The 17,239-nt window shown below is 47.6% G+C and carries 16 protein-coding genes and 1 riboswitch; of the genes, 8 read left to right on the top strand and 8 right to left on the bottom strand.

The window, feature by feature from the left end:
• The first annotated feature begins 32 nt into the window (after positions 1-32).
• Both EL84_RS06555 and rluF read left to right on the top strand, forming a co-directional pair.
• Positions 33-2,372 carry an ATP-binding protein gene (locus tag EL84_RS06555; protein WP_047841153.1) on the top strand — a complete coding sequence of 780 codons (2,340 nt, stop codon included), beginning with the start codon at positions 33-35 and terminating at the stop codon, positions 2,370-2,372.
• An 18-nt stretch (positions 2,373-2,390) separates the two neighbouring features.
• A complete protein-coding gene (rluF, locus tag EL84_RS06550; protein WP_036607293.1) occupies positions 2,391-3,092 on the top strand; it encodes a 23S rRNA pseudouridine(2604) synthase RluF in 702 nt (233 codons plus the stop codon).
• Positions 3,093-3,305: 213 nt separating this feature from the next.
• On the opposite strand, the gene motB is transcribed toward rluF, so the two are convergent.
• Both motB and motA read right to left on the bottom strand, forming a co-directional pair.
• On the bottom strand, positions 3,306-4,124 hold the full coding sequence (motB, locus tag EL84_RS06545; protein ID WP_036607292.1) for a flagellar motor protein MotB: 819 nt from the start codon (positions 4,122-4,124) through the stop codon (positions 3,306-3,308).
• On the bottom strand, positions 4,111-4,911 hold the full coding sequence (motA, locus tag EL84_RS06540) for a flagellar motor stator protein MotA (protein ID WP_036607291.1): 801 nt from the start codon (positions 4,909-4,911) through the stop codon (positions 4,111-4,113). The genes motB and motA overlap by 14 nt, the downstream gene beginning before the upstream one ends.
• A 233-nt stretch (positions 4,912-5,144) precedes the next feature.
• Here motA and EL84_RS06535 point away from each other — a divergent pair, with 233 nt between their 5' ends.
• From EL84_RS06535 to rbsK, 3 genes are all read left to right on the top strand, one after another.
• Positions 5,145-5,438 carry a hypothetical protein gene (locus EL84_RS06535; protein ID WP_036607290.1) on the top strand — a complete coding sequence of 98 codons (294 nt, stop codon included), beginning with the start codon at positions 5,145-5,147 and terminating at the stop codon, positions 5,436-5,438.
• A gap of 250 nt (positions 5,439-5,688) precedes the next feature.
• On the top strand, positions 5,689-5,985 hold the full coding sequence (locus tag EL84_RS06525) for a 4a-hydroxytetrahydrobiopterin dehydratase (RefSeq protein WP_017691315.1): 297 nt from the start codon (positions 5,689-5,691) through the stop codon (positions 5,983-5,985).
• A 44-nt stretch (positions 5,986-6,029) separates the two neighbouring features.
• On the top strand, positions 6,030-7,013 hold the full coding sequence (rbsK, locus tag EL84_RS06520) for a ribokinase (protein ID WP_047841152.1): 984 nt from the start codon (positions 6,030-6,032) through the stop codon (positions 7,011-7,013).
• Between the two features lie 74 nt (positions 7,014-7,087).
• Here rbsK and EL84_RS06515 read toward each other — a convergent pair whose 3' ends face one another.
• The 5 genes from EL84_RS06515 to EL84_RS06495 form a co-directional block, all read right to left on the bottom strand.
• Positions 7,088-7,444 carry a c-type cytochrome gene (locus EL84_RS06515; protein ID WP_036607288.1) on the bottom strand — a complete coding sequence of 119 codons (357 nt, stop codon included), beginning with the start codon at positions 7,442-7,444 and terminating at the stop codon, positions 7,088-7,090.
• A gap of 150 nt (positions 7,445-7,594) precedes the next feature.
• A complete protein-coding gene (locus EL84_RS06510; RefSeq protein WP_036607287.1) occupies positions 7,595-8,089 on the bottom strand; it encodes a GNAT family N-acetyltransferase in 495 nt (164 codons plus the stop codon).
• Between the two features lie 356 nt (positions 8,090-8,445).
• On the bottom strand, positions 8,446-8,916 hold the full coding sequence (locus EL84_RS06505; protein WP_036607285.1) for a C40 family peptidase: 471 nt from the start codon (positions 8,914-8,916) through the stop codon (positions 8,446-8,448).
• 3 nt (positions 8,917-8,919) lie between these two features.
• Positions 8,920-9,057, bottom strand: a riboswitch (cyclic di-AMP (ydaO/yuaA leader).
• Positions 9,058-9,302: 245 nt separating this feature from the next.
• On the bottom strand, positions 9,303-10,154 hold the full coding sequence (locus tag EL84_RS06500) for a hypothetical protein (protein ID WP_047841151.1): 852 nt from the start codon (positions 10,152-10,154) through the stop codon (positions 9,303-9,305).
• Positions 10,155-10,164: 10 nt separating this feature from the next.
• On the bottom strand, positions 10,165-12,156 hold the full coding sequence (locus tag EL84_RS06495; protein WP_047841145.1) for a M1 family metallopeptidase: 1,992 nt from the start codon (positions 12,154-12,156) through the stop codon (positions 10,165-10,167).
• Between the two features lie 101 nt (positions 12,157-12,257).
• Between EL84_RS06495 and EL84_RS06490 the strand changes: the two genes are divergently transcribed.
• A complete protein-coding gene (locus EL84_RS06490) occupies positions 12,258-12,761 on the top strand; it encodes a YwhD family protein (protein WP_047841144.1) in 504 nt (167 codons plus the stop codon).
• 197 nt (positions 12,762-12,958) lie between these two features.
• Here EL84_RS06490 and EL84_RS06485 read toward each other — a convergent pair whose 3' ends face one another.
• Positions 12,959-15,037 (bottom strand): transglycosylase domain-containing protein, encoded by a 2,079-nt coding sequence (locus tag EL84_RS06485; protein ID WP_047841143.1) that lies wholly within the window; start codon positions 15,035-15,037, stop codon positions 12,959-12,961.
• Between the two features lie 412 nt (positions 15,038-15,449).
• Between EL84_RS06485 and speE the strand changes: the two genes are divergently transcribed.
• Positions 15,450-16,277, top strand: a complete 828-nt coding sequence (speE, locus tag EL84_RS06480; protein WP_017691306.1) for a polyamine aminopropyltransferase — start codon at positions 15,450-15,452, stop codon at positions 16,275-16,277.
• Positions 16,278-16,292: 15 nt separating this feature from the next.
• Positions 16,293-17,162 carry an agmatinase gene (gene speB / locus EL84_RS06475; RefSeq protein WP_047841142.1) on the top strand — a complete coding sequence of 290 codons (870 nt, stop codon included), beginning with the start codon at positions 16,293-16,295 and terminating at the stop codon, positions 17,160-17,162.
• The last annotated feature ends 77 nt before the right edge of the window (positions 17,163-17,239 follow it).

Raw genomic sequence — 17,239 nt, 5'->3', positions numbered from 1 at the left:
GAGGGTACAAGCCGAGAGGTGAACAAAAAAACTTGTCTATTAAAACGAAATTATCCATGATTATGTCGTGCTCAGTGCTCGTTATTTTAGTGTTGAATATCGCACTGAGTTATTATACTACAGAAGAGAATCTGAGGCAGGACAGTGAAACCAAGATGGTGCTCACTGCAAAGCAGATTGCAATTGCTGTCGAACAGAATCAATACAGTTCGGATTATGTAAAACGGCAGATTGGAAACAATCTGTGGCTTGCTGCTGTCATGGCAGCGGAAGAATTGGACCCGGATATTAATAATATCACAAATGAAGAACTTGTACGCTTGAGCCAAAAGGTCGGCGTCTCACATATTTCGTTAATGGAGCAGACGGATGATGACATCGTTGTTAACCGCTCCTCAGATCCGAGAGAAATCGGGCTGTCCACCAAATCCATGACTTATTGGTATCAGGCCTTTAAGCAATTATTTGAAAAACAACAGGTGACGATTCCCCAAGGGCAGAAGTTGGAGCATTTCTGGTCAGATGGATTCGAATATTCGACATCCAGTCCTTCGGATATTGATATCTGGGGTTACTACCATGATGGAAAGAGAAACTACATAATCAATCCCTTCTATAATAATACGGAAGTTGATGACTATGTGAAAATCTCTAGTCCGGATGAGATTTTAAATAAAATTCGTGAGGTCAATCCCTCCATTCTGGAGATTACAGGCATCAATCCGTTGACTTTTGGCAGCCCGAACATGGGTGATGACGGAAGAGATTCGAACTTTAGCAAGTTGAATAACAGACCGATTCGTTTTGGTACATACCAGTATGGTTCTACGGATGAGGATCATCGTGCTGTGGTGCGCGCCATTCGAACAGGGCAAAATGTATCTTTTGTCAGTGAAACGCACGAACAGAAGGTACTGAAGAGTTTTATTCCCATTTTCACACCCAATCAGTCTTCCTATGTGATCAGTATTGTCATGGACTATAAGCAAATATCCTCCATGGTATCTGAGCAGTTGGTGAGCCATGCCTCCATATCGTTGGTTTTGCTGGAGATTGTGATTTTTGGCAGCTATTTGCTCGCAGGGTATATTACACGTCCGATCCAATCCATACTGGGCAAAGTGAATGATGTAGCGGATGGGCACTTTGATTTCCGTCTGAAAGTAAAGAGGAAGGATGAACTTGGCCAGCTGGCCAATCGTATTAATGCCATGATTCGTAATCTGGGCCATTATACGAGCCGTCTGAAACAGATGTATGAAGAGAATCGGGCGGTGAAAGAACATCTGGAATCCATTATCAATCAGACAGCGGATGCCATTCACATTACGGATCTTGAAGGAAAAGTGCTGCGGGTTAACCGCGCATTTGAACAATTATATGGCTTTCGAAGTCGTGAGGTGGAAGGTCGTAATCTCAAGATCATCCCGCCAGAGGCAGAAGAAGAAATGAAACGTCAGCATGCCCAACTCGTTGAGGGGATGTCCATTACGTCCAACGAAACTACCTGGATGAAGAAAGACGGGACCCGAGTAGAGGTCAGTGTCAGTACAGCTCCGGTACGAGACGAGGCTGGAGAGATTACCGCACTCATTAGCGTCTCCAGGGACATTACAAGTCGTAATCGGATGGAAGAGCTGCTCAGACGTTCTGAGAAGCTAACAACCGTGGGTCAGCTTGCAGCAGGTGTGGCACATGAGATTCGTAATCCACTGACCACGCTGCGCGGGTTCCTACAGTTACAGCAAGAGAGCAATAAGCTGAATCATCGTCATCTGGATCTGATGTTATCGGAGCTGGATCGCATCAACCTTATCGTTGGTGAATTTCTGATTCTGGCGAAACCGCAGGCGGTTCATTTTCAGAATCGGGATATTCGTTTTATTCTTGGCGATGTCATCTCGTTACTGGATAGTCAGGCGCATCTGCATGGTGTAGAATTTGTACTGCGTGCCTCATCCGATTCGGCTATGGTACACTGTGAAGAGAACCAATTGAAGCAGGTATTCATCAATTTGCTGAAAAATGGTATGGAGGCCATGCCAAATGGAGGAAACATCCATATCAAGCTCAAGCATGACGAGCAATCGAAACGCGTCAGAATTGAGATCAGGGATGAAGGGATCGGTATCCCGGAAGAGATGATGCCCAAGCTTGGGGAGCCTTTCTTTACGAATAAAGAGTCTGGAACAGGGCTTGGCCTGATGGTCAGTCAGCGCATTATTCAATCACATAAGGGCATGATGGATATTAAAAGCGTCATGAACAAGGGAACAACGGTTATTATTGAACTGCCTGCATCCGAGCAACAACCGGAAGTTATTGAGGTAGATCAGGTAACAGATGACACGCTTACAGATGAAGAGAAATAGATGAGGTGAGATTACCTTTTGCGTATTAATAAATTTATTAGTGAAACAGGTTATTGCTCCCGGCGTGAAGCCGACAAGTTGGTGGATAGTGGTCAGGTAACCATTAATGGAGTTAAGGCTGAACTGGGCAGTCAGGCAGAAGAAGGCGACGATGTACGAATCAATGGCAAGCCAATCAAGGAAAAGAGAAAACACGTATATATCGCGCTGAATAAACCGATCGGGATCACAAGTACAACCGAGCAGCATATTCAGGGCAATATCGTTGATTTTGTCGGGCACGATGAACGTATCTTTCCTATTGGACGTCTGGATAAGGACTCGGAAGGTTTGATCCTGATGACCAATGATGGTGATATCGTTAACCGGATTCTTAGATCAGAAGGGCGCCATGAGAAAGAGTATATCGTTACTGTTGATCGATCTGTAACCCCGAGTTTCCTTAGAGGTATGAGCACTGGGGTGAAGATCCTGGGTGAAATGACCCTGCCTTGTACAGTGACCCGGATGACGGATCGAGTATTCCGTATCATCCTGACTGAAGGAAAGAACCGTCAGATTCGGCGGATGTGTAGTGCCTTTGGTTACGAGGTTCGTAAGTTGAAGCGTATTCGGATCATGAACATCCATCTTGGAGAAATGGCGACAGGTTCATGGAGAGAGCTTACCCCTGCTGAAAAAGCGGAGCTGGGCGGTCTGTTGGACTATTCACTGGAATAGTTGATCGACTTTGACTAATTTAACTGATTAAAGCTCTGCTTTCCGTAAGGGAGTGCAGGGCTTTTTGGTGTGCAGAGTTAATGAAGACTGGTCAATAATACCGAATAGTAAGGAAATATGTAGATGAACCAGGCATAAGCCTTATATAAACCCAAAAGACCGTTCTCCTTGTACCTGGAGAACGGTCTTTGGTTAATGAATCGCTGCAGGCCTCTAGTTTCCTCCGCCAACGGCTTTTACATTTGTATTGTTACTTTGATACTTCCGAATGATAGATACCTCTACACGGCGATTCTGTGCCCGTCCCGTATTGGTGTCATTGCTGGCAATTGGGTGATACTCTCCATAACCACTTGGTGTGAATTTGGAAGGGTCCAATTGCGAGTTCAGCAACAGGATTTTCAGGAAGTTGAGCGCACGATCTGCGCTTAGATCCCAGTTATCCTTATATTGGTTGTTCGAAATGGGAATATTATCGGTATGACCGGATACAACCACTTCATATTCAGGGAACTCCTGCAGCATGCTTGAGATTGCTTTGGCCAGGGATCGTGATTCAGGCTTCACATCTGCTCGGCCTGAGGAGAACAGGGCGTTATCACTGATGGTGATCTTCAATTCAGACTGATTCAGCTTGGTGTTCAGCTGGTCTGAAAGTCCGTTCTTCGAGATATATTTGTCGAGTCGCTCTTTGAGTTTCTCCAGGTCTTCTTGTTCTTTCTTAGCCATCTGTGCATCTGTAATCTGAGCTGGTGTTTTCTTGGTGATTTCTGTAGGTTCCTGTTTGTTCTTACCCAAATCAGCACCTGGCGTATCCGGATTCATGGACGAATGGTCCAGAATTCCGGAACCTCCATTTAATGCACTGTTTAGTGCGGAAGCCATCTGCTCGAACTTAGCTGCATCGATTGAACTCATACCGAACAATACAATAAACAGAGCGAGCAACAAGGTCATCAAGTCGGAATAGGGAAGCAACCAGCTCTCGTCTATATGCTCTTCATGTGGTTCGTGCTTCTTAGCCTTTTTCACCTGGTGATCCCTCCTTCTCTTCCAGTTGTTTACGTTCGGAAGGTGTCAGGAATACGGATAACTTTTGGTTGATGGCGATGGTGGAGACACCGGATTGTATGGATAACAGTCCTTCAACCATCATCAGCTTGATCTCCATTTCTTGCTTGGACATCCGTTTCAGCTTGTTAGACATCGGGTGCCATAACACGTAACCACTAAATATACCAAGGAGTGTTGCGATAAATGCTGCCGCAATCGCATGGGAGAGTTTCTCCATGTCACTGAGATCGGCAAGTGCTGCGATGAGACCTACAACGGCCCCGAGAACCCCGAGCGTTGGTGCGTACATCCCCGCCTGAGCGAAGATCAAGGCACTGCCACGGTGGCGCTCCTCTGTAGCATGAATATCTTCCATGAGCACATCACTTACAAATTCCTGATCGTTGCCGTCTATAATCATACGCATACCGCCACGAAGGAACTGATCGTCAATCTCTTCTACTTTTGATTCCAGTGCAAGCAAACCTTCACGACGGGTAGTGGAAGCCCAATCCATAAATGTGCCGATCAGGGATACGCGATCAATAAGTACTTGATTTTTGAAAACAATCCCGAAAAGCTTAGGGATTTTCTTAACTTCAGACATCGGAAATGCGATAAAGATGGTTCCTGCCGTACCAACAAAGATAATAATGTAGGCTGCGGGATTGTTAACCAGGTTGATTAAGGGCGCACCCTTCAAGAACATACCAAATACAAGGGAGACCAGCCCCAAAATTAGTCCAATAATCGTTGAAATGTTCATCATACACCTCATCCATGAGATAAAATTGAATCCTTTCAAGCGGCTGTGTTCGGGCTTCCGGACGAATTTTTGGCCGCAATCCGTTCAATGTTAGGCATTCCTTACGGTTGCTAAAACAGTTAAAACGGTCATATATGTATTTATCGACCAGAAGGCCTTTTTTTTTAAGGGCTATTTTCAGGTATAATAAGATCAAATCCGCTCCTTAGGGGCCGAATAGGAGTGAAAAGCCAATGGGCGTAAAGCATGGACGGGATTATGAAGGAATTTTGACAGATCTGACAACGGCAATCGGACGCATACCGGATCGGTATGTTTTCTTTGAAATGGACGCGGAAGAGTGGGGGAGACTGGCTGCATCTGACCAACTTGAAGTGGATGAGGCATTGGCGGAGGATTTGTTCTATGCGCTGGGCGAGGAGTCCGTTATTCCGGTTGGAAGTGGCGTGGTCATCCATGATAAGGAACAGCACCGCATTCATATTTTGATCGGGGAAGAAGAGTTGACATTTGTACCTTTAATTTAGTGTGTTTACATGCATTTTCAGGGGTGTAAATGGAATTGGAATTCCCCTCAAAGCCTTATGGTTATTGGTTCTATGCCATGTAGTTGATTGGATTTTGAAGCTTGTCCGTGGTAAGATGTTAGTCGTGAAATGGGCCAACCGCATGGCGGTGAGCCTGGCCTTTGAGGTTGCTGTTGATAGCGCCGAAGGTGTCGGTGGTTATACGGACGCATGTCTGTAATGTACCACCCTATGGGGAGGAAGATAACGCATGGTTTTTTCGCAAGAGGAAGTCGAAGCTCATCTGGGAAGGCTGGAAGGCTGGGAACTGGAAGAGGGACGGTGGATTGTACGTAAATTCGTGTTCTCCAACTACATGAAAGGGATTGCATTTGTGGATGAGGTCGCTGCGATCTCGGAAGCATTCAATCATCATCCTTTTATTACGATTGATTATACAACGGTTACGCTGCGTCTCACATCATGGGATGCGGGTGGTATTACATCTGTAGATATCAAGGAAGCAGGGCAATATAACGAAGCTTATGACAAAATGAGGTCGCAATAACGAGGTTGGTTATTATCACGCGGCCAGAAGTGAGTGAACCATACATGTCAGACTATAATCAGAAACAACCTCTTATTGCTGTCGTAGGCAGTCTCAATATGGATCTTGTAGTGAAGACAGACACGATTCCGGAAGAGGGAGAGACGGTGAGCGGTGAGGAGCTGCATTATCTCGCTGGTGGCAAAGGGGCGAACCAGGCTGTTGCTGCTGCGCGTCTGGGTGGACAGACTACGATGATTGGTGCGGTGGGATCGGACGGTTTTGGCGAACGTCTGCTGCACAGTCTGACGGAAAGTGGTGCAGATGCCTCGCGGGTTCGCATATTGGAAGACACGGTTACAGGGACGGCTTCCATCTGGCTTTCTCGGGGAGACAACCGGATTATTGTTATTCCTGGTGCGAATGGGCAAGTGGCGCCTGAAATGCTGGAAGAGGCGGATACGGTTAAAAGCCTGACTGCAGCCGCAGCGGTGCTGCTACAGCTGGAGATCCCGCTGCCAGCGGTTACCCGCGCCGCCCAACTGGCGGCTGAAGGCAGCGCACTGGTGGTGCTCAACCCGGCTCCCGCGGTGCCGGGTCTGCCCCAGGAGCTCCTGCGGTGCGTCGACGTTGTCACGCCAAACCGCAGTGAGCTTGCCGTGCTTACCGGCCGGGATCATCTCCGGCCGGAAGACCTGGATGCGGCGGTCGCAGAGCTCGCCGCATCCCTCGGGGCCGCTGTCGTCACGACGCTCGGCCCCGAGGGGGCTGTGTACGCGGCGGCGCCTGGTTGCCGCGTACAAGCAGGGCGTGCCGGCGCGTGCCGTGCGCCCGGCTACGCCGTAAGCGCCGTCGATACGACCGGCGCTGGCGATTGCTTCAACGGCGCGCTGGCGGTAGCCCTCGCGCGCGGTGAGACTTTGGACGCGGCCGTAGGCTTCGCCATGGGTGCGTCCGCGTTATCCGTGACGAAACTCGGCGCCCAGTCCGGGATGCCGTCCGCACGTGAAGTTGAGGCCTTTCTGGCTGAGCATGCCGCAGAGGCTTAATAATTGATATAACAAATAGGCGCTTATTCTCCCAAAAGGGGATTAAGCGCCTATTTGTTATGCGTATGCAGAGATTATTTCTTCTCTGACAGCCACATGGCGATATTTGCAATCTCTTCGTCCTGCAGTTTGCCCTTGAAGGAAGGCATGCCACCTTTACCTTTGACAATCGTAGAATAGATCTTCTCCAGATCATCCTGGCTGCCGATGTTGGCCAGAGCAGGTCCTACGCCACCTTGAAGCTGATCCCCGTGACAGGAGATACAATTGGCTTTGACCAGTGCTTCAGCTTGTCCGGCATCCAATGTTACTTCCGGCATGGTTGGCTTGGCTTCTTCAGCCACTTCTTCTTTCCCTGGAAGCGTAAACATTAAAACAATAGCTAAAGCGCATGCTGCAAAAAATACTCCGCTCATGATCCATTTGTGCATCCCTTATGTCCCCTCCAGAATGAAAGATCATCTAACCTGAAACTATCCATATCATTATAACGGAACCTGTACTGACATCATAGCATTTTGTGGGAATTTTTTGAACTAATCACATAACAAGGGGCAAATTTGGTTGTTTTGCAATGGATTCTAACCGCGAGGCCCTTCATAAACCATACAGTGAAAGGGCTTCAAGCCGCTTGGGGTCTGTCGTTCGTATGTATCCTGGGTGACAAATCCACTCTTTAGATAAACTTGAATGGCACGAGCATTCCAAGTGAGTACTTCCAGATCAATCTCATTCGTGGGATTTCGGCGAATAGCTTCCTGTACAATGGCAGTGACAAAAGCTGTCCCTTGACCCTGACCACACAGCTCTGGATGCATGCCAAGGCCAATCCGGGTTACCCCTTGAAGTGGGAAGTATTGAGCAAACCCACATATACGATCGTTCTGATCCAGGACGATCGCATATTGCTCCTGCCGCAGCTGTGCATCTCCGAATTCCACTTCCAGAGCCTTCATCTGCTCCCAGGGGAGCCAGCTGTAGATATTGTAAGGCGGATCATACTGCCAGCTGCAGATAAGCTCCGCATGTTCTTCTCGCATGGGTACAACGTGAAACGTCACAGGGGTTTCCTTCATACACCTGCATGCTCCTTTCCTTGAAACAGAACTCTTTGTCCACTCTACAAAAGTGATGTTCATTTAGCAAGTCTTCCTTCCCAAGAAAAAAAAATGAAACAAAAGTTCCGGTAATTTCGTTTATATTATAACGGGATGGGTAAAAACATCATAAGGGCACGGACGAACGAACGCAAAATGAACCTGTTGATGTCGCAGGATATAACCCGAGTATAACTTGCAACATGAATAAGGATTGAAGCACAAAAAAACCGCCGGATACATTCCTGCGGAGAATGTACCGGGCGGTTCTGTTATGCTTCTTGCTTCGTTCCAGTATGTTTAATGGTTACAGCATCATGTTGCTCAGCTTGTCCCTAGTCAAGGGCCAGTGATTCATATGCGTCCGTGCTCATAATCCGTTTTGCGCCAACATAACGATTGGCCCAATAGTTTTCACTCAATGCACTGATCGTAACGCCTTTGGAAGAAGAGGAGTGTGCGAACTTTCCATCCCCTACAAAGATTCCTACATGGGATACGCCTTTACCTGTTGTATTAAAGAACACCAGATCGCCAGCTCTCATCTCCATGCGGGATACGGAATCGCCCATGTCGAATTGGGAACTGGATTGGCGTGCCAAATCAATACCCAACTTGTCGAATACATACCGTGTAAATCCGGAGCAGTCAAAGCCGTTAAGCGTTGTTCCCCCACTTTTGTATGTAGTTCCCATTGCTGAATCAATTACTGTGTCCATCTTTGAATCTGCGAATGCGCTACCTGCACCAAGCGATAAAGCGAATGTGATGCTAAGTACAGCTGCGGTTAATTTCTTCTTGAACAAGAGATATTCCCCTTCCAATGCCTGCGAGGTTAGCTTAAGGATTCGGTTGAAGGTCCCCTATGATCCCTCTGTAGCAAGATCAATTCACCCATAACTGGTTCCCCCGCTTCCCAGGTGCCAGGAATTTGGCTATGCTAGTTATGCACCTGCGAAATCAAGAAATGACGATTTAATTTTAAGTAGTTACAAATATGAATGTAAAGATTACAAAGTTGTTACTAAAAACTCACTGCGATTATTGTAACAGAGGAGTACGGCTTTGGCAACGTTTAGCAACAAATTTAGCAAAAAAAACCTCGACCTTTGACGGGGAAAGGTTGAGGTTTGCCTATTTATAAGTACATATTAGGCCATGAGTTTAACATGTGATGGTAACAATTTTTAAACTATCTGCTCTCACCTTTGGATATTTTGGACTGCCATAATCGGAAATGGCTGCATATTTTCCACAGACTCAATAGACATCTGGCAAGTGGATACGTCTGTTGTAGTATAAGTCCGGTCAGTCCCGTTAATAACCATGAGGCTGTAGTGAATGCCCCAAAGACGAGCAGGTGTACTCCACCCAGTAGAAGTGCAATGCCGATTACAGCGATGAGATGACGCAGTGCAATCCAGAGTGCTTTGAGGGTACCGTGAGCCCCGCCTTCTCCTTCTGGTGCCGAAACACCGAACTGCATATAGAGTATGACATGGTGGATGATCCAACCATATACAATCCAGGCAGCAACATAAGGTATACCAGGCAAAAGTAATTGAAGGGAATGAAATCCGTCCATGAGAATCGAGTAGAGCTTCGGTATGAGCCAGTAGGCGGGCAGAAGCATCAATAATGTACGTATGGTGTGGAGCAGCAGCATCGGTTTCCACAGATTTTTGATTCCGCGGACAAAGGGGATGCGCTCTTCTGTAGAATTAAAGTGCTGAAGTGAGTAGAGCAGTCCTGCCTGAATGAGGGGGCTGATCAACATGCGAACCAGCAGCATGCCCCCGAGAATCCATAGATAACGAAGAACCTCCGGATGGGTAGACAGGTTAAGTTGACTTTCCATTTTGAACAAAAGTGTACTCAGCTCACCGGCATCAGCATCTGGATAGCGAAGGAGTAGTGGGATGACCGCCGATTGTACCATTCGATAGAAGAAATATCCCCAAATGAGTTGATAAAGAAATAAGAGTGCGGCAATGAACATATGCTGACGGACGAGAAACCAGCCTTCACGTATTTTCGCTTTCACCGTTTCCACCTCACCATGACAGACCTCCGAATATGGCTTCTAATAGTTTGGTTACACTCATGCTCCAGCGGGACTTCGTCTGCTCATCCAGTCCGGATTTCAGGAAATTGTTCATATGGCGGTTCTCCAGCACGATCGAGTACAGGGGATCGGTCATGGCCCAGGATACGGGGGATGTGTGAGTTAATTTATACGTGATGCGATCTTCTTTGCCATTCCATTGCTTGGTGAGGATATGCCCGTCTTCAAAGGCAATGCGAACAGGAACGGCGTTGTAATCACTCCCTTTTTTTGCGATCGTCACGGATGACTCGTACAATGTTTGACCGTCTTTCTGTACGGGCGTAACACGAATCTTCTCTACAGCAAAGTCAGCCATCCCGTTACTATAGACGTATTGATCAAAATAATCAGACCAGGAAGTGCGGGTCACTTGTTCCACAACGTTTTGAAAATCAGCCGAAGTGGGATGTTTGAAGCGGTATTTCTTCACATAGGTAGAGAGAATGCGTTCCATCTTTTTGGCACCGACTTGATGTTCGATACCAAGTAATACAAGCTTGCCACGTGTATAGACATTGGCCGCATACTCATTCTGTGAATCGAACTTCCAGGATTCTTGTGTTAAGGATGAAGGAGACGTAATCAGTCCCGATTGTACCGGCAGATTCGGAATCAATCCGTATTCCTGCTCCATCAGTTTGTCTTCTGCATAAGAGGTGAACCCTTCATCCAGCCAGGCTTCCTCGAATTCGTTGCTGGCAACCATGCCGTAGAAGTACTGGTGTCCGATCTCGTGGACTACGGTACGTTCCAGGTCATAACCTGGCGTGGTGTCATCGGCTCCAAAGGCTGTAACTAGCGTAGGGTATTCCATACCTCCAGCGCCATTCCCCGCTTTGGGTGGAACTACGATGGATAAGGTAGCATAAGGATATGGGCCAAACCATTTGCTATAATTGGCTAGAGCGGCCTTCGCGGCGTAGAAATAACGTTCTTTCAGATCCTGATGAGCTGGGTCCAGATATAACTTGATTCGTACACCAGGCACATTGGGTGCAGAGAAGGGTTCCTCGGCGTACACAAAATCGGGTGAGGCTGCCCAGGCGAAATCATGCACATCATCGGCATAGAATTGATAGACCTTTTCTCCATTCTTCACCACGGCTTGCTGCGTCGGAAATCCGGTAGCAGCCACTTTGTATGTTTCAGGCACCCGAATACGCACACTATATATACCGAAGTCAGCGTAAAACTCTGAATTGCCATGGTACTGGTGCAGATTCCAGCCTTCCGTTGTTCGTCCACGTCTGCCCACAGGTTCATAGGCACTTAATTTGGGAAACCATTGACCTGCCATGACAAAATGATCAGCAGTTCCCATCCGGGCAAAAATCTTCGGCAGATTCACTTCAAATCGGGTGTGGAGCGTGATGCTTTCCCCGCCTTTGACGGGTTTGGGCAAGCGTACTTTAATGAGGGTGGTGTCCTTGATATTTCCGTCATCTGGTTGCACATACTGCATCCGGTGCAGCAGAGAGAGCCCGTCCTCCGTTTTCATTTCGGTAATGTTCATGGAGCCATAACCATTGGTAGGCATGACATCACCACGAAGCTTTCCACCGGATTCCTTCATAAAGGTGGTGTCAGCAGAAGAGAAGGCGTTGGGATACATATGAAAGTAAAGCTCGCTGACGGTTTTTTTACCTGGATGTGTCCAGGTAATCGTCTGAGTCCCTTCCAGTACATTCCCTTCGACCAGTTTTACATCCATGTGATATTCCACAACACGGTTGCTGTACACTTCGGCAGTAGGGGTCTGTACACTTTCTGGAGGTGCTGGCGTTGGGGCTATTGCCTTAGGCTTGCCCGATTCGGGGGCGAGTACTGGCAATTCGGAATGAGTTGAGCGATTATAACCCAGAGTGATCCATATCCCTCCGGCAAGTACACACAGGGCCAGGGATGCAGTGAGCCAGCTCTTGGCGCGTCGTGGAATCATCGTTAAATACCTCCCGTTGACAAGCATCTACAGCATGTATATGTTTGCAATGGGGCAATTATTAGTTAAAATATTTGTATCAACCCTTGGAGGTTATAAACATGGACCAAAACGAGCAAAACGGCAAAAAACAGATTGCCTTGAATATCGTTAGTGCAAAAAGCAAGCATAAAGGCTTCGGTGCAGGCTCCATTGAGCTGAATAACCTTTCCCCGGTCATTATTGATAATGGCGAAGCCAAAATCGATATCGGTGCGATGCATGCGAAGAGCAAAGTGGAACGCAATATCAAGTTCTCAACCAATCGTGAAGATGTACCCAACGGACGCCAGGTATGGCTGGTATGGGTAGCTGTCGATCGCACGGAGGAAGGCCAACTGTATGGTGGAGCAACGGCATGTGAGATGTGGATTGATACGGAAGCAAGACGTGGATGGAAACTGCTGGCGGAACATGTGAATCGCATGGATTATGCCTTGAAGCGTCGCTTCATGTTGGATGAGCTTGGACCTGAAGCTCGAGCTGCACTTAAGACACTGCTGATCTCACACAACCAAGACTGGTGGAATGCTTCTCCAGATGTATTGAAGGAAGCACTCGCCTAAGGCAGATCTTTTAACACAGTCTAAAAGAAAAAAGCAAAAGGCCCCTTGACCGGAAAGTTCGGTTGGGGGTCTTTTGCTCGTGCTTTAATCCTATTCATCGATCTGAATAATTATGAGTTTTCATCCGAAGTGAATTTCCAATTGTTCAATATAACCAGGGGTTATAGGTGACGCAACTAAGTCATTGCGCATTTACGTCATTCTACCCACCAACGTTTGAAATCTCCCCACCAAGAATGTTTCTCTTCCTGTATGCCTTGTTGATTCTGTACCTGACGGGTCTTCTCATCTTCTCCAGAATCCGAATCATCCGTTGTGCCATGGCATACCTCTGTCGGTTCAGTACCATCAATAAAAACTTCCAGCCGTTTCTCTTCACAACCGTTGCCTGCCAGCTTGCCGGATTCCGGATCAATATAGACACTTACGACATGATCAGGAACGGTGAAAATTTTGGGTGGTACGCTCGCAAGTGCCTGCTCTGTGAACTGGGCAAAGATCGGTGCTGCCCGGCGGCCATCCGAAGTCGAGATGGATTTGCCTTGATCGTAACCAACCCATACAGCGGTGGAAAGCTCCGGTGTGAATCCAACGAGCCAGGCATCCGTGTTGGTTGTTCCTGTTTTTCCCGCTACCGGACGTTTGATCGCCTTAGACACCCGGTTGCCCGTTCCTCCATTTTCGAAGACACTTTCCATTAAACGAGTTAGGACATAAGCTGCCGCAGGTTCCACAACCGTCTCAGCCTTCGTCTGAGGCGATTCATAGAGTACACGTCCTGCGGCATCTGTTACTTGCAGAATGGCGACAGGCGGCGTCCGTTGTCCACCAGCAGCAATGACGGAAAAGGCCGACGCCATCTCCAACGGGCTGACAGGTGACGTTCCCAGTGCAAGAGAAGGTACGGCGCTCAGATTGCTTGTAATGCCGAGGTTTTTTGCCATACTCACAACCTGCTCAGGACCGATCTGCATAATGGTGTTCACCGCATAGATATTGTCTGAAGCGGCGATCGCCTGTCTTAGATCAATCTCACCCAGATACTTGTCTCCAAAGTTGCCGGGTTTATAGGTTTTGCGGTCGTTGTCATAGTGAAAAAGGGTAGGTTCACTGTTAAATATGGATGCACTGGTGAGCTGCTTGGATTCCAGGGCTGCCAGATACATAATGGGTTTAAACGCCGAACCTGGCTGGCGCGTTGTCGCCAGTACATGGTTAATCTGATTGGTGCGGTAATTCTTGCCGCCTACCATGGCTTTGATGTAACCCGTACGAGGGTCGATGGACACGAGAGCCGTCTCAAGCTCACTTTTGGCATCCATACCCTTCGCTATGGCATCTTCAGCTGCTTTTTGTACACGCAGATCCAGGGTGGTGTAGATATTCAATCCCCCATGATCCAGCATCGCTTCACTGATTCCCAGCTCTCTGATGGCCAGATTCCGGATATAGTCACGGAAATACGGAGCACTTTCCACCGTTTTACGCTCACTTTCCGGTTTGAACGAAAGCATTTTCTCATACGCCTTATCCGCTTCGGCCTGGGTGATCTTGCCGATATCAGCCATGGCATTCAGCACAATCTTCTGTCGGTCTTTGGCATTCTTCATATGGTTATAGGGTGAATAGTAGGTAGGTCCTTTCGGGATTCCTGCCAGCATGGCACTCTCTGCAAGATCCAGCTGTTTGGCTGATTTGCCAAAATACATTCGTGAAGCCGCTTCGATTCCGTACGCACCATGCCCATAATAGATTTCGTTCAGATACATCTGCAAAATTTCATCCTTGCTGTATTTCATCTCCAATTGCGCCGTGTACATGGCTTCCTTGGCTTTGCGAGTCCATGTTTTCTCATGAGATAGATATAGGTTACGCGCCAGCTGTTGAGTCAATGTACTCGCACCCTGCGACATCTGCATATGTTCGAGGTTAACGAGCACAGCCCGTCCCATCCCTTGCACGTCGAACCCGTAGTGATTATAGAATTTGCGGTCCTCTACAGCCAGAGTGGCATTGACCAGATCTGGAGCGATATCCTCCAGTTGAACGGGTACAGAGTCTTTGCCACCTGCGGAGAAGGTAGCGATGACTTCACCCTGACTGTCCAGTAATCTGGAATTCCGGTCAGAGTCTGCCAGGGGCAGGCTGGTTGCGTATAGATAGACCAATCCTGCAGCGGTAGCAAGTATGGCGAGCACGGCGAGCAGAGACAGGTTTTTAATGAATTTACGTACACGGAACCCGCGTTTGCGGGTCTTTTGATTTGGCTTGGTCATGGAACGGGCTCCTCTCTTTTCTTCCAGTATGGGACTTGATTGGCAGGGATATTCAATCGGGTGCATAAGCGAACAAAATGTAGCATTTTCGCCGGAAAAACCGTTTTGCAGTATAAACGTCAATCGCGTATAATGCAAAAGGGTAATGAAAAGGTAAGATTCGGCACAAGATACTAAAGCGCGTAAGGACGAACAGACGAATGGTCATTGATTCATTGATTAGTCAGACGCTCTGCACGCTCTGGTCAATTTAATCTATATAATGAAGTGAACCGCGGACCTTTCCCGCAGGCCAGCAATGATAACGCGATATGGCGCCGAACGCTGGACGTGCTTGGGCGAACCGATTATAGTGCACAGCGCTTGATCGGGTATGGCTGATCATTAACTTTACGGAAAGAAGGTAGAGATTATGGAATTGTGGTTTACGGAGAAACAGACCCCGGTATTCGGGATCACCGCGAAGATTAAGCAGACCTATGTTACAGAGAAAACGGATTTTCAAGATTTGGCCATGGTAGAGACCGAAGAATTCGGTAACATGTTGCTTCTTGATGGCATGGTGATGACGACTGTAAAAGACGAATTCGTATATCACGAAATGGCGGCACACCCTGCGCTGAACACTCACCCGAATCCGAAAAAAGTTCTGGTTGTCGGTGGCGGCGATGGCGGAGTCATTCGTGAAGTCATTAAACATGCTGCTGTAGAAAAAGCTGTTCTCGTCGAAATTGACGGTAAAGTTATTGAATACTCTAAAAAATATTTGCCTGAAATCGCCGGCAAGTTGGACGAGCCTAATGTTGAAGTGCTCGTGAACGACGGCTACATGCATATTATTGAACATAAAAATGAATACGATGTGATCATCGTAGACTCCACTGAGCCTGTAGGCCCGGCTGCGCCATTGTTTGAGCGTGGGTTCTACCAAGGCATCTACGAAGCATTGAAAGAAGACGGAATCTTCGTTGCCCAAACGGACAACCCTTGGTTCAAGGCGGATCTGATCCAGAAGGTGAACAAAGACGTCAAAGAAATCTTCCCGATCGTACATGTGTACGGCTGTAATATTCCAACCTATCCAAGTGGTTTGTGGACATTCACCATGGGTAGCAAGAAACATGACCCGCTTGAAGTGGATGAGACTCAAATCCCGGAGATGGATACCAAGTATTACTCTCCGCGTCTGCACAAAGCAGCATTTGTACTTCCTAAATTCGTGGAAGATTTAACGAAATAAAAGGGGAAATCATTAATGAAACTGGATCAAGCTTATTCAGGAAACGTATTTATTTGCAGCTCTGAGGATTATGAGAACTCCAAAGCAGTTATCTATGGCATGCCGATGGATTACACCGTCAGCTTCCGCCCGGGTTCCCGTTTCGGCCCATCTCATATCCGTCAGGCATCGGTTGGACTTGAAGAGTACAGCCCATATCTCGACAAAAGCATTGTAGACATGACATACTTTGACGCTGGAGACCTGCTCTTGCCTTTCGGTAACGCGGGACGCAGCCTTGAGGTAATTCATGAATACATCGGCAGTCTGCTCGCTGACAACAAATTCCCAGTTGGTCTCGGTGGCGAGCATCTGGTTACTTGGCCAGTCATCCAACAGATGTACAAGAAATACCCGGATCTTATTCTGATTCATATTGATGCACACGCAGACCTTCGTGAAAACTATGAAGGCGAGCCATTGTCCCACTCCACGCCAGTACGTAAAGCAGCTGAGTTGATGGGTGGCAAAAACATCTATCAGTTCGGTATCCGTTCCGGTTCCCGTGAGGAGTTCCAGTATGGTCGCGAGAACATCAACTTCTATCCATTTGAAGTGGCAGCTCCGATGAAGGAAGCTCTTCCGAAGATGGGTAACCGTCCGGTGTATGTAACCATCGACATCGATGTACTTGATCCGTCAGCAGCACCAGGAACAGGTACAGCAGAAGCGGGCGGCATTACGTCCAAGGAACTGCTGGAAGCCATTCATATGATCGCTGGATCTGATGTAAATGTAGTTGGCTGTGACTTGGTTGAAGTTGCACCAATCTATGATCCAACACAACAGACACAGATTGTAGCTGCAAAGCTGATTCGTGAAATGCTGCTTGGATTCGTGAAATAATTACTGAATAATCGATAAGTATAACGCTCTCTGTCTGCGCGGGTTCAACTTTGCGCAGGGGAGGGCGTTTTGTATTG

The organism is Paenibacillus sp. VT-400, from assembly GCF_001029205.1.
Classification (GTDB): Bacteria; Bacillota; Bacilli; order Paenibacillales; family Paenibacillaceae; genus Paenibacillus; species Paenibacillus amylolyticus.
The sequence above is the reverse complement of the archived record's forward strand: the minus strand, read 5'-3'. Positions and strand labels throughout refer to the sequence as shown.

Coding starts and splice junctions, on each gene's coding strand:
- motA (WP_036607291.1), bottom strand. CDS start 4,911: ATGAACATTTCAACGATTATTGGACTAATTTTGGGGCTGGTCTCCCTT.
- EL84_RS06535 (WP_036607290.1), top strand. CDS start 5,145: ATGGGCGTAAAGCATGGACGGGATTATGAAGGAATTTTGACAGATCTG.
- EL84_RS06525 (WP_017691315.1), top strand. CDS start 5,689: ATGGTTTTTTCGCAAGAGGAAGTCGAAGCTCATCTGGGAAGGCTGGAA.
- rbsK (WP_047841152.1), top strand. CDS start 6,030: ATGTCAGACTATAATCAGAAACAACCTCTTATTGCTGTCGTAGGCAGT.
- EL84_RS06515 (WP_036607288.1), bottom strand. CDS start 7,444: ATGCACAAATGGATCATGAGCGGAGTATTTTTTGCAGCATGCGCTTTA.
- EL84_RS06510 (WP_036607287.1), bottom strand. CDS start 8,089: ATGAAGGAAACCCCTGTGACGTTTCACGTTGTACCCATGCGAGAAGAA.
- EL84_RS06495 (WP_047841145.1), bottom strand. CDS start 12,156: ATGATTCCACGACGCGCCAAGAGCTGGCTCACTGCATCCCTGGCCCTG.
- EL84_RS06490 (WP_047841144.1), top strand. CDS start 12,258: ATGGACCAAAACGAGCAAAACGGCAAAAAACAGATTGCCTTGAATATC.
- EL84_RS06485 (WP_047841143.1), bottom strand. CDS start 15,037: ATGACCAAGCCAAATCAAAAGACCCGCAAACGCGGGTTCCGTGTACGT.
- speE (WP_017691306.1), top strand. CDS start 15,450: ATGGAATTGTGGTTTACGGAGAAACAGACCCCGGTATTCGGGATCACC.
- speB (WP_047841142.1), top strand. CDS start 16,293: ATGAAACTGGATCAAGCTTATTCAGGAAACGTATTTATTTGCAGCTCT.